Consider the following 13,654-nt stretch of genomic DNA (forward strand, 5'->3'; position numbering starts at 1 on the left):
TATATTTAGAAAGAGTGGCCACAAACGAACCACTCTTTTATTCATTATTTTTTTACTGTTTTACAGCAAACTTCGCTTTTGCCTCAATTCTACGACGGTGTAAAATTGGTTCGGTATATCCACTTGGCTGTTTAACTCCTTCAAAAACTAGTTCACATGCAGCTTGAAAAGCAACAGATTCCTCAAAGTTCGGTGCCATCGGATAATACAATGGATCATCCGCATTTTGTTCATCCACTACTTTCGCCATTCTTTTTAGAGTAGTCATCACTTGGTCCTTTGATACAATACCATGATGCAACCAATTCGCCATATGTTGGCTCGAAATTCTTAAAGTCGCTCGGTCCTCCATTAAATCAATATTATTGATATCTGGGACTTTTGAGCAACCGATGCCTTGATCAACCCATCTAACGACATATCCTAATATCCCTTGTGCATTATTATCCAACTCGGCTTGGATTTCTTCCCCAGTCCAATTAGTATCCTTTGCCACTGGTATGGCAAGTATCTCGTCTCTTAAGTCAGTCTTTTTCACTGATAATGATTGCTGTACTTTAGCCACATCTACTTGATGATAATGAAGGGCATGAAGTGTAGCTGCAGTCGGTGAAGGAACCCAAGCTGTATTTGCACCAGCTTTAGGGTGGGCCACCTTTTGTTCGAGCATGGCTGCCATTAAATCAGGCATCGCCCACATACCTTTTCCTATTTGCGCCTTCCCTTTAAAACCGGTAGAAAGCCCTGTTAACACATTAGATGTTTCATATGCTTGCAGCCATTTTGTTGACTTCATATCATTTTTACGAATCATTGCGCCCATTTCCATTGAGGTATGCATTTCATCTCCGGTACGATCTAAAAATCCTGTATTAATAAATACAACTCTCTCTTTTACTTCTTTAATACAAGATTTCAAGTTTAAAGAAGTTCTTCTTTCTTCATCCATTACACCTATCTTCAATGTATAACGATCGAGTCCCAATAAATCTTCTGTTCGGTTAAAAAGCTCATTGGCAAAAGCCACTTCTTCTGGACCATGCATTTTAGGTTTTACGATATAGATAGAATTATTTTTACTATTTTGATATTTTCCATTTCCAAGTAATGTATGTTTTGCTGCTAGTGAAGTAATCACACTATCCAAAATTCCTTCTTGAATTTCCTCACCATTTTCTGTTAATATCGCCTCATTTGTCATTAAGTGACCCACATTTCTGACAAACATGAGTGAGCGTCCATTAAGCGAAAAGGTATCTCCATTAGGTGCCAAATATTCACGATCATCATTCATAGCCCTTGTGATCGATCGGTCACCTTTTTTAAATGTAGAAGTTAAATCTCCTTTCATCAATCCTAACCAATTACGATATACAAGTACTTTATCTTCAGCATCAACTGCTGCAACTGAATCTTCACAATCCATAATCGTTGTAACTGCAGCTTCTAATAAAATATCTTTAATTCCGGCATCATCGGTTTTTCCAATTGGATGTTGACGATCAATTTGAATCTCAAAATGTAGTTGATTGTTTTTCAAAAGAATGGCCGTTGGTTCTGTTTCTGTCCCGCGATAACCGATAAATAATGCTTTATTACGAAGAGATTCTTTTGTCCCACTATTCAATGTAATAACTAGTTCACTGGCTTCAACAGTATAAGCAATCGCGTCTTTATGACTGCCTTCTTGTAATGGGATTACTTCATCTAAAAAGTTTCTACTAAAAGCAATTACTTTCTCTCCACGAATAGGGTTGTATGCACCTTCTTTCGTTGCCCCATCTTCAGTACTAACCGCATCTGTGCCGTACAAAGCATCATATAGACTGCCCCATCTCGCATTGGCAGCATTAATTGCATAGCGCCCATTATTAATTGGAACAACTAATTGTGGTCCTGCTTGAATGGCAATCTCATCGTCAATATTTTGAGTAGTAATTTCAAAATCATCAGCTTCTGGGAGCAAGTAGCCTATATCTTCTAAAAACTGCTTATACTGTTTCGCATCAAACGTTTTTTGTGTTGTATGCCATTCATTAATCTTTGTTTGTATGTCTTCTCTTTTTTGTAGTAACTGTTTATTCTTCGGAGTTAAATCGGCAATTAACTTTTCAAATCCTTGCCAAAATTGTTCTGAATCTACCTCTGCTCCTGGTAATGCCTCTTTTTCAATAAAATGAAATAATTCCTCCGCGATTTTAAGACTGCCTTTTTCTACATATTGCGTCATGATAATCCTCCTTGTTTGTTATTACAAAACACTGTTTCTATTATTCTAAAAAAAATATACCATGATTGACTGATCGCTTCAATGATTTTTAGATTATTCTTACGATTATTCATCCAATAATTTTCTCTTTTATTTCTTTTTTCACTTCTGCACATCTACTTGGAGACGGAAATAACTTGCCAGCATTCAAAAGATTATCCGTATTAAACACAGATCGAATATCCGTTTGTGCTGCAATTTCTTCATCAGTGAAAACGAACCGCATTTCTTCCCTCTTTTCAATACCTACTCCATGTTCACCTGTAATTGTTCCACCAACATCTGCACACACTTTTAGACATGCACTACCAGCTGCCAGCGCTTTCTCTGTTTCGCCAGGAACTCTCGCGTCAAATAAAACGAGCGGGTGTAAGTTCCCATCCCCAGCATGAAATATGTTGGCAATTCGCAAGTCATATTCTTCACTGATCTTATTAATTCTTCGAAGAACTTCAGGTAATTTACTACGTGGGATAACGCCATCTTGAACAAGATAATCAGGTGATATTGCCCCCATTGCACCAAATCCTGTTTTTCTATTAGCCCACCATGCTGCCCGTTCTTTTTCATCCTTTGCTGCTCTTACTTCTCTAACATTACGATGGCGACAAACCGATAAAATTTGCTCAATTTGTTCATCGATTCCTGCTGCAATACCATCTACTTCGATTAATAAAACAGCTGCTATATCTTTCGGATGACCAACCGGAAAGGCCGCTGCTTCTACTCCTTCAATAGCTGTCTTATCCATCATTTCAAGTGCTGCCGGAACAATACCTGCTGAAATGATATCCGATACTGCTTGACTACCGTCTTCAATATCATCAAAATAGGCTAACACGGTTTGTTTTCCTTCTGGATTTTTTAATATTCTGACTATGATTTTTGTTACAATACCTAATGTACCCTCTGAACCTGTAATAAGGCCTAATAGGTCATAACCAGGTTCATCTAAAATACCGTTTCTACCGATTTCAACTATTTCTCCATTTGGTAGAACTAATTCTAACCCTAAAATGTGGTTTGTTGTCACACCGTATTTTAAACAATGGGCACCTCCAGCATTCTCTGCCACATTCCCACCAATGGTACAGCAATATTGACTCGATGGATCTGGTGCATAGTAATATCCGCGTTCAATAATTTGATTTGTGAGTTTCAAATTCACATAACCAGGCTCGACAACTGCTCTCCTGTTATCAAGGTCAATGTCAATTAATCTTTTCATTTTAACCATGCTAATAATGACCTCATTATTAAGGGGAATCGCTCCACCACTCAACCCTGTACCCGCACCTCTCGCTAAAAAAGGTAAGGAATGATCATGACAATACTTGACAATACGTGCCACTTCGTCGGTTGAATGAGGAAAAACAACCGCTCTTGGTAATGATTTATGAATCGTAAACCCATCACAATCATAACTGATTAAATCTTCTTTATGATAAAGAATAGCCTGTTTATCATTTAACAATTGAGAGAGTCCATGAATATGTCGATCTTTTGTTTTTAATTTCCATTTCTTCATCCTCTACTCTCCTTTTGATAAGCCCAATCTAATAGTTGAACGGTATGAACAACCTTTTGACTGCGCCCATGATTTTTCACACCAATGGCCATTTGCAACATACAGCCGGGGTTCCCCATGGAAATCATCTCGACATCATCTGGCACGTTTTCCATTTTACTTGCTAATACAGCTCCCGCCATTTCAGGGTTGGTAATATTATAAATACCTGCACTCCCACAACAACGATCTGCATTCGGCATATGGACCATCTCTACTCCAGGAATATTTAATAACAAATCTCGTGGTTCCTCTCTCACACCTTGACCATGAGCAAGATGGCAGGCATCGTGATAAGTAATTCTTTTATTCAAGGAAGCTTTTGGCTTTTCATAACCTGTATCATAAAGGAACTTCGAGATGTCCTCCACTTTATCTGCTAACGCTTCTGCTTTTTCTCGCCACTCTGGCTCCTCTTTAAATAATTCACCATATTCTTTCATCATACAGCCACATCCCGCTGCATTGACAATTACTGTATCGTCGTTCTCAAAGGCAAGAATATTTTGTTTTGCCAGTTTTCTACCCATATCTCGATCACCTGCATGAACATGTAAAGCCCCGCAACACGTTTGATTTTGAGGAATATGGACATCATTACCATTACGTGTTAACACGTTTATAGTAGATTCATTGACATCACTAAACATAACATCCATTACACAACCAGTTAACATCGCCACTTCACGTTTAGTTTCTTGTTTCGCTTTAATTACTGATCCGTTACGATGTTTTTTCTTTACTGATGAATGAATCTTTGGCATGACCCCTTCCATATCAACTAAATGTTTAGGCATTATTTGAATGAGTTTCGTTTTTCTAACCAATGTTTGCATTCCACTTTTTTGATAGAACTTCAGCAGTCCACCTAAAGTTTGCAGACGATTTTCATGTGGAAATATCCCATGTAAAAATAACTTGTTTACAGACTTTTTCCATCCTTTTAGAGGAATAGCTTGCCTTACTTGCCCACGTGCTTCTTCAATTAATCCACCAACATCAACATCAGCCGGACATGCTGTTGTACAAGCTCGACAATCTAAACATGCAAATACAGGATCCATAAACTCTTCATTTACCGTTAATTTCCCTTCTGCCACAGACTTAATTAAATAAACTCTTCCCCTTGGCGAATGCTGTTCCTGACCTGTTTGTTCATAGGTTGGACAAGATTCTAAACACATTCCGCAATGCACACAATCTGCCCATTTCGTTTCATCAGGCGCATCATTCCACAAATAATTGCTCACCCCGTCTTTGCAAGCTGGTTGCTTTGATTTTTGTTGTGAGACTGTCACCTATATCCCCCCTACATAACGTTTACGGTTTAAGATTTTTTTTGGATCGACCTTCGTTTTAATTCCTTCTAGTAAATAATGAGCACCTTTCGTTTCTCCCCATGTATCAAACACTAACCTTTGAGCTAGCGGTAAATGTTTTATGATACAATAACCACCATTTTCATTTGTTACTTCTCTCATTTTTGTAAGCGCTTCAATCATTTCACTTTCTTTCCCCTTGATATATAGCTGCATCAAGCCATGACCGACTCCTCCATGCGTATAAATATCAATGTTGGTATTTCTTCTAATCTCCATTACTTTTAGGAGAATGTCTATAACGTTTAGATTGATTGTACCTATTTTAGCAACAGCAAAGATTTTTTCACCGTTGTTATACTCATCCTCTTTATCAATAGGCAGATGATAAAGTCGGTCCCATAACTGTTTTTCCTCACTATTTCTAAGAATAGTCAGTTTCATTTCTTCTTCTATCAAACTTTGAATATACTTTATTTGATATTCCACCGATTTTTCTACATCTTCGAAGCTTACGAGTAAGGAAAGTTTATTTATGCCGCTAATATTATATGAAACAATAGGATCAAGTAACTCACAACTAATTGGTTCAATACTATTATTTAATAAATTTCTAGTAAAAGAATAAATCGTATTTCTATCTTCACCTTGAAAAGATATGATGCAAGTGGCTGTACTCTTTGCCAGTGGACGTAATTTAACCGTGACTTCTGTTATCACTCCAAGTGTCCCCATTGAAGAAATAAACAACTTATTCATGTCATAGCCGGCAACATTCTTTACTACTTTACCACCTGTACGAATCACCTTACCATCTGGGTATACTACTCTTAAACCGATGACTGCGTCTCTGGCGGATCCATAATTTAGTCTCTTCGGTCCACTATCATTACTTGCTATCACTCCACCAATTGTACTTACGTGAGGCATAAAGGGATCTAGTGCTAACTTTTGATTAAAATCCTCTAAATAACGTTGAACATCCTCAAGTTTCGTTCCTGCTTTAACGGTTAAAGTCATATCTCCACTATGATGTTCAACGATTCCCGTAAATTTTTCCATTGAAATAAGTAAATCAGCTTGATCAATTAATCCACCGTAACCCCTTTTAGATCCAGCACCTTGGATATTGACCGTGAATTGATGTTTATGAACAAAAGCGAATATTGCACTTAACTCTTCTTCTGAGGTTGGATATACGGTGTATTGTCCACTATTACCATACAAATCAGCTTGAGACATTTCATAGTCTAGTTTATAAGTTGTTAAATACTCCGCTATAGAAAGCACCTCATTCATCAATTTCCTTACCTCCTTATTGTTCGCTATTACAAAACACCGTTTTTTAAATAGCGAAAAATTTTTACTCCATAGTAGATGTCTCTTGTAACATATCTTCGACTGTGGTCAAATGCACCAGCATTTCTTCTGAAGCTTTTTTGCTATTTCGTTCCTTAATTGCTTGGAAAATGTTCCTATGTTGGGCTTCAATGATTGAACCTTTTTCTGTACTGTTCTGTATATATTGATGGAACTTTACTAGCGTTTGCTTCAATGGTGCTGATATGAAGTCTATAAATTGCATTAAAACTGTGTTACCTCCAATACAAGCAAGCTTTTGGTGAAATAAAAAATCCGATTCCCACCCCTTTTTTGCTGTAAGTATATAATGTAAATCCTCTACATCCTTTTCTGATCTGTGATTGGCAGCTAATTCCGCTAAACCTACCTCGACGATCTTACGTGCTTGAAAGAGTTCTTGTATATCCTTTTCATACAAATTCCAATACTTACTCCCCAGCAATGTATGAACATCAAACGCCTTCACATAAGTACCTTCTCCTTGTTTTACCTCAACTAATCCCTTCCCTTTCAATGCAGTGATTGCATCTCGAATCGCTGATCTCCCGACACCAAAAGACTCACAAAGCATGCGGACTGATGGAAGTTTTTCACCGATTTGATATTGACCATCGAGAATCATTTCCTCTAACTTCTCTTCAATAATATGTGAGACTTTCTTCGTCTCAATCTTTTCAATTGCCAAAATCATCACATCCTGTTATATATCACATATCAGATAAGTTAATTTTATTAAAACACCTAATAAGAATAATTGCAACTATTTTTAGAATTAACTGATAATTTTATAACTACTTATAGAAGATAAGTCAGATTTACAATTTTACTTGGAACCTATTTACATAGAGAATACGATAGCTGAGGAGAATAAAACAGGAAGTTTGAAAAACACCACAATCATTTAAGTGCTGATCTATTATTTGATGGGATAATACAACTTAGTACTAGCTTGTTCTCCTTTACCGATTATGATTAGGTTTCAAGATCCATGTTTAAGACGAGAACAGAATTGGGTATAAAATAAATAAGCGCCCTATTACATTCGTAACAAGACGCTCTTTCAAAAATTCAAATGATAGATTAGTTGATGCGGTTAACGCGGCCGTTAAATGCTTTTGCCCAATAACCACTTGACATATCAGCAATGGCTACACCTGTGCTGCTTTGTGAACCGATGAATTTACCGCCACCGATATAAATACCAACATGACCATCTGTTTTATACGTATTAAAGAATACCATATCCCCAGGTTGCATTTGGCTTGCTGGAACTGGTGTACCTTGATTTTTCAATGCATCCGTACTAGCACCTACACTATAGCCACCTTGAGCAAATGCCCAATGTACGAACCCAGAACAATCAAAACGACCTGCAGCGATATCAGATGCTGAGCGACCACCGCCAAATACATAAACTGAATTTCCGATGTATTTATTACCTGCTGAAATAACTGCTTGCATACCGCTACCAACAGTTGTAGATGCTGGTGCAGAAGATGCTTTTGCTGAAGACTTAGATTTAGAACTACTATTAGAGTTTGTAGTATTTGTTGAAGTTGAAGTTGATTCATTATTTGTAACACTTGCTTCTACAGGAGCTTGTCTCGCCATGCTACTCTCAATTTCAGCTTGCATTGCTGCTAGATCAACATCTTTAGCTTGTAACTTAGATTTTTTTTCAGCTGCAACTTCTTCTTTTTCTTTTAATTCAGCTTTTAGCTTATCATTTTGTGCTTCCTGTTCTTTTAGTTGCTCGCGCATACCTTCAAGATCAGTCATTTTTTCATTTAGTGTAGTTAACTCTTTATCTACTGTTGCTTTCTTTTCTTCTACTTCTTTTTTGTCTTTATCATGTTGAATTAATAATTCTTCGTCTGCATCGACAATTTTAGAAATCGCACCAACACGATCAACAAAATCACTGAAGCTAGTAGAACCTAGAAGGACTTCAATATAGTTAACGTTAGAACCACCACTATTTTGGATAGCCACTGCACGCTCTTTTAAGATTTCACTTCTTTTGTCAATTCTTTCTTGAATGACTTTAATTTCTTCTTCAAGTTTTTTTATTTTTGCTTTAGCTTCTTCAATTTCTTTTTCTGTTTCTTTAACAATTTTCTCGTTATCGGCTACTGCTTGGTCTACTTTTGCGATTTTCTCTTCTAAACCATTTAATTCTGTTAATACTGCTGCAAGTTCTTTTTCTGCTTTAGAAAGATCAGATTTGACATCAGAGCGTTCTTTTTTAATGTCATCCAGAGATTCTGCGTTCACTGCTGGAAGTGCGAAGGCTCCAAGGCCTAACATAATTGTTGTGTTTAATGCGATAATCTTTTTCTTCACTCATTTTCCCCTGCCTTTTTAACATTTTTCCTTTTTATGTATGTTTTATCTATATTGTCTATTTTTCTATGTTTTTTTTACTATAGTTCACTTTTATATGTCGGTATATTATCTAGTACAAAATGCATTATATCATCCCTTTTTGACATTCAGGTAATAGCAATGTTACAAATATATTACTAATCCGACATATTTCATCATTTTTTTATTACAAACTGAAACTTTTTCCTAAAAACTTGTATTTTTTTGCACCTTTCTCCTAATCTCTTTGGCCTAATAAAGACGGATGCTTCATCTGTAAAAATCTAGTTATTTCAATTATTTAATTCAGTCTCCATGAAAACATATTCACTTCAACATTTCAATGATTAACTCCTTTAGAATAGACACAGGTTAAATAAATACGTAAAGGTATTGAGTTATATTATTGAGTGAGCTAGCTAGCGAAAACTATAGAATTCCAATTTAAAATTGGTAGACTTTCTTCTTTATATACAAAAGTGAAATATTTGTATGATGAACAACATTAAGTGGATGAACTAGGAATATTACTTGCCTTTATAACACCTAAGCAAGAGACCAGAAACAAAAAAAAGAGACCCATTAGTCTCTTATATCTAAAAGATGTAATAGATCCTCTTCCGTAAGAAAGTCTTCTGTTTCCCGGTCAAGAATTGTATGAATTAAATCTTTTTTGCGATACTGCATTTCTTCCATTCTTTCCTCAATCGTACCTTTAGCAATTAATTTCACGACAACGACATCTTTTTTTTGACCGATGCGGTAGGCACGGTCCGCTGCCTGGCTTTCAACTGCTGGATTCCACCATGTGTCATATAAAATAACAGTGTCTGCACCTGTTAAATTCAAACCAGTACCACCAGCTTTTAATGATAACAGAAAAAGATTCTTTTCCCCGCTATTGAACCGTTCACACATTTCTACTCTTTCCTTTGCGGTTGTATGACCATCTAAATAAAAGAATTCTTTCCCTTGAAAGGAGAGTTCACTACTGATAATTTCAAGCATGCTCGTAAATTGAGAGAAAATGAGCACACGGCGATTCGCCTGTTTTGCTTCTTGTAATAAAGTCAATAAATGATCTAGTTTAGCTGAGCGTCCCTGATAGCCTTCTACAAATAATGCCGGGTGACAACATAACTGTCTTAACCTCGTTAGTCCTGCTAAAATTCTAATACGATTTTTCCTTAACGTCCGTTTATCTAAATGCTTTAATGTATCTTCTTTCAATTTGGCTAGATACGCTAAGTAAATTTTTTGTTGTTCTTTATATAAATCTATTCTTTCGATTTTTTCTTCCTTAACTGGAAGCTCTTCCAATACCTCTGTTTTCATTCTTCGTAAAACAAAAGGTTGAATTATTCGGGCAATCGCAGCGTTATTTAGTTCACTAAATTGTTGTAAGCCGAGAAATAAATCTGGGAAGATAATATGAAAGACAGACCATAAGTCCTCGATTGCATTTTCTATCGGTGTACCTGTTAGTGCAAACTTATATTGTGATAATAATTGTTTTACAGATTTATGTGTTTCTGTTAATGGGTTTTTAAAACTTTGTGCTTCATCAAAGATAATCGTGTGGAAACGTTCATTTTTCAACCAATGAATGTCTTTCCTTATTAACGTATATGATGTAATAACTACGTCTGCTACATGAATATCTTTACGTATTAATTGTCTTTCGCTCTGTTTGCCATCTAAAATCACAACTTTCATATCCGGTACAAACTTCATCCATTCTTGTAACCAATTGTAAAGTACGGATGAGGGGCATACAATAAGAGCAGGTGACTGTTTATGTCTTATTTCATCTATATAAGAATAGATGAAAGTAATCGCTTGTACCGTTTTCCCAAGCCCCATATCGTCTGCTAAAATTCCACCAAATTGGTTTTCTGCCAGCTTTCTCATCCACTGATAACCTTCTATTTGATAGGGCCTTAATATGGACGAAAAATTCCCTGGTAGAGGGTAGTCATCTTCGTTAAGATTTTTAAAATCTTGAAGAAAATTTCTTATAGATGCTTCAAAGGCAATCGTTTCTTCCTTCGTTTTTGCAATAAGCTGTAAGCCACGTACAAGTGTCGTTTCACTCCAATTTTCAGCTTGCAGAGGTACTTCGTTCAAAAAAGCCTTAATTTGTTGATAATCTTCTGTTTCTAATGATAATAATGCCCCGTTCTTGAGGCGATAGTATTTTCTTTTATGTTCAATTGCAGTTAGGATTTCTTTAATTTCTTGCTCAGGAATTCCTTCAATATCAAATTTAAATTGCAGCCAATTCATTCGATCTTTTTTCATTTTCACTCTAATAACTGGACGCGTTTTACCTTTATCAATCCTCATCTTTATGGCTGTAGTCGTGTATATACGTACATGCTCTTGTAAATCAGGTAAAATATGCATTAAAAAATGATATTCCAATTCTTCATTTTGAATATAATAACCTTCATCCGTTTTTGTAAAAGAGGCCTGTTCCATTAAAGAGAGGATTTGCTCCTCGTCTTCTTTATTTCTAAATAGAACCTTTTTAGCTTTTTCGTCATCTAATGGATTAAAACTTAATTTGCCGTAATGAAACTCCAGACTAGCTAATAATTTATGATTTAAGCGATCTAAATAAAGCTTTGCCACTAAGGGGGCTTGCATATATTGCTTTTTAATCGTATCAGCTATGGTTATGGTCGCAAGCCTCTTTAACCCAGGCACTACTTTATTTAAGAAAAATGAGATTTGTTCATCAGCAATCATCAATTTTTTATCTTCCTGCATCATCTTTAACAATTCAGTTAAACGTCTAAAGTCATGTTTAGGCCAATGATAAAAGCATCCCTCTTTATATACAGCTTGATAATATGGTAAAAGCTGAAAAGAATCATTATGATTGTAAGATAAAATAGCCATATTTTCTTCTTCGTTATAAGAGAGTTCAAAAATGATGGGTAAAGGTTGATCTGTTAATCTCATCGTTTGTAACTGTTTGTTCTCTTCTTTAAAGTGACTATTTTCTAACTGAATGATGTTCTCCATTACTTTTTCCCAAGTTAATGAAGGAATGAATAACCATTCGTGCTTTCTTTCTGCATTCTCTAATAGTTGCATAATATTGACGATTGGCTCGGCTAAATAATGTTTAGTAGCATCCAATAGAAATCCATTACTTTCTTTGTAAACCCTTCCTTCCATAAAAGAACGGAACCAATCGAGAGGGGACGAAATAGGTAGACCTTGATAGATAAATGATATCGCTAGCCTTGCTTCATTTTTCCATGTCACCGTACAGCATTGTATATGTATATCTAATTTTTTTCTATACTCAAAATGGGCTTGTTCATTTACTTCCGGAATCTCTTTTGCAAATAAGGAGAATAGTTGATTCGCATCTGAGTCCGCTCTCACTCTGTTCTTTTTTTGACAGGCAATATAAACAGCTGCTAGATGCTGACATTCTTTACGATAAGAAGAGAGTTGAGGGCAACTACACTTTGATTGTATCTCACCATCTATCCGTTCTACTTCTACATTGAAGTGTTCTCCGCTTTTAACAACTGCATAGATTTTGTTTTCTTCTTCTATTATAAAGTTGACTTTCCCTGCAGAGAAAAAAGCTTTACCGCGCTTATAAGAAACAGCTCCACATCTTTCAATAATCATCTTGTCAGTGAGGTTCAATTCCACAAATCATGCTCCTTTTTTCAAATGTTCTTCTATTATAACAAACCTATACATAAAGATTGTATAGCAAAAACTTTCTATTAATTGTTGAATTGATGTTTTGAAAGTGTATAAAAGGAAATATGAATAGTAGCAACAGAAAATATAAACGGAGGAGATTAAATGTTTAAGTTTATACTTTCCTTATCCGTCCTAACATTCGTCCTATTTCTGAACTTAACTGCGGTACCAAATGGGGAACCGGTGGCAGCAAAGGATACTACAGTTGAAAATGTGACTACTCAAGAACAAGCAAATATCGTTTCGACATTAAAAGATAAACTACATAGCGACCTGACAGAACAAGACGTAATCGATCAGTTTGGTCAGCCTGATCAAAAAATGAATGATGATATGTACGGCTTACCCTCTTTTCGCTATGATTTTAAACATGATGAACATTATTCATTAGATGCTGATTATCAGCTCGTCGATATGGATGCGTTAAAAAATAAACAATTAGAGGCCATTATATACTTTGATTTTGATGATAACAAAAATATTAGAAGTGCAGCACTCTATTATGTAAACGATGAGCAGAAAATTGAAGAATACCGTATATTTGCTGATGGTACAGAAAAAAAGATGGAGATTGAATAGTAGAGATAAACTTATAAAGACGATAGATAAAAAGAAAAAGTCAGTCCCGTTAACACTCATATACGGGACTGACTTTTTCTATCCTTTGGCACTCATATATATTCATTAAGTGTTTGCCCTTAATTGATTTCTCAGCACCACACTCGTAAGGTAGTTCGAACATAGAGCGAACCCTTCTAATCATTCTTCTTTATTCAATTCGGCTGCTTTCCTTTGAATTGTAATAATTAGCTTTACTAATACAACCGTACCTGCGATATTAGCGATTAAACTTGAAAGCAATAATAGAATCGCTACGATTGGCGAAACATCTAGTTTAAAGGAAAAATAGAGTAAAACAATACCTATAAATATAAGAAGAAAGCCAGGATATTTTTTCACAACAACACCGCCTATCGAAACCATAATTTAATCCAATCCTATTTTTATCTGTTACTGAGTTTTAACTCGTTTGTTTAT

Annotated in this window: 9 protein-coding genes; 1 reads left to right on the top strand and 8 read right to left on the bottom strand. The window is 35.8% G+C overall.

All coding sequences use genetic code 11. The features are described from left to right. Positions 1–52 precede the first annotated feature (52 nt). From U9M49_RS05915 to U9M49_RS05945, 7 genes are all read right to left on the bottom strand, one after another. Positions 53–2,230, bottom strand: coding sequence for a malate synthase G (locus tag U9M49_RS05915; protein ID WP_095373009.1), 2,178 nt, complete (start codon positions 2,228–2,230; stop codon positions 53–55). Positions 2,231–2,339: 109 nt separating this feature from the next. Beyond that, positions 2,340–3,797: an FAD-linked oxidase C-terminal domain-containing protein gene (locus U9M49_RS05920; RefSeq protein ID WP_307313442.1), complete on the bottom strand. Its 1,458-nt coding sequence runs from the start codon at positions 3,795–3,797 to the stop codon at positions 2,340–2,342. Further along, positions 3,794–5,134, bottom strand: a complete 1,341-nt coding sequence (locus tag U9M49_RS05925) for a (Fe-S)-binding protein (RefSeq protein ID WP_095373007.1) — start codon at positions 5,132–5,134, stop codon at positions 3,794–3,796. The genes U9M49_RS05920 and U9M49_RS05925 overlap by 4 nt, the downstream gene beginning before the upstream one ends. Continuing rightward, positions 5,135–6,454 (bottom strand): FAD-binding oxidoreductase, encoded by a 1,320-nt coding sequence (locus U9M49_RS05930; RefSeq protein ID WP_233435389.1) that lies wholly within the window; start codon positions 6,452–6,454, stop codon positions 5,135–5,137. A 64-nt stretch (positions 6,455–6,518) separates the two neighbouring features. Continuing rightward, entirely contained in the window at positions 6,519–7,202 is a 684-nt protein-coding gene (locus U9M49_RS05935; protein WP_307313439.1) for a FadR/GntR family transcriptional regulator, read from the bottom strand. A 395-nt stretch (positions 7,203–7,597) separates the two neighbouring features. Further along, positions 7,598–8,860, bottom strand: a complete 1,263-nt coding sequence (locus U9M49_RS05940; protein ID WP_095373004.1) for a C40 family peptidase — start codon at positions 8,858–8,860, stop codon at positions 7,598–7,600. Between the two features lie 603 nt (positions 8,861–9,463). Further along, positions 9,464–12,559: a DEAD/DEAH box helicase gene (locus tag U9M49_RS05945; RefSeq protein ID WP_322909481.1), complete on the bottom strand. Its 3,096-nt coding sequence runs from the start codon at positions 12,557–12,559 to the stop codon at positions 9,464–9,466. Between the two features lie 159 nt (positions 12,560–12,718). On the opposite strand from U9M49_RS05945, the gene U9M49_RS05950 reads away from it, so the two are divergent. Then, entirely contained in the window at positions 12,719–13,195 is a 477-nt protein-coding gene (locus U9M49_RS05950; RefSeq protein WP_095373002.1) for a hypothetical protein, read from the top strand. A gap of 180 nt (positions 13,196–13,375) precedes the next feature. Here the strand turns inward: U9M49_RS05950 and U9M49_RS05955 are convergent, their stop codons facing one another. Further along, on the bottom strand, positions 13,376–13,576 hold the full coding sequence (locus U9M49_RS05955) for a hypothetical protein (protein WP_191817260.1): 201 nt from the start codon (positions 13,574–13,576) through the stop codon (positions 13,376–13,378). Between the last annotated feature and the right edge of the window lie 78 nt (positions 13,577–13,654).

The organism is Cytobacillus sp. OWB-43, from assembly GCF_034651445.1.
Lineage (GTDB): Bacteria > Bacillota > Bacilli > Bacillales > Cytobacillaceae > Cytobacillus > Cytobacillus kochii.

Coding starts and splice junctions, on each gene's coding strand:
- U9M49_RS05915 (WP_095373009.1), bottom strand. CDS start 2,230: ATGACGCAATATGTAGAAAAAGGCAGTCTTAAAATCGCGGAGGAATTA.
- U9M49_RS05920 (WP_307313442.1), bottom strand. CDS start 3,797: ATGAAGAAATGGAAATTAAAAACAAAAGATCGACATATTCATGGACTC.
- U9M49_RS05930 (WP_233435389.1), bottom strand. CDS start 6,454: ATGAATGAGGTGCTTTCTATAGCGGAGTATTTAACAACTTATAAACTA.
- U9M49_RS05950 (WP_095373002.1), top strand. CDS start 12,719: ATGTTTAAGTTTATACTTTCCTTATCCGTCCTAACATTCGTCCTATTT.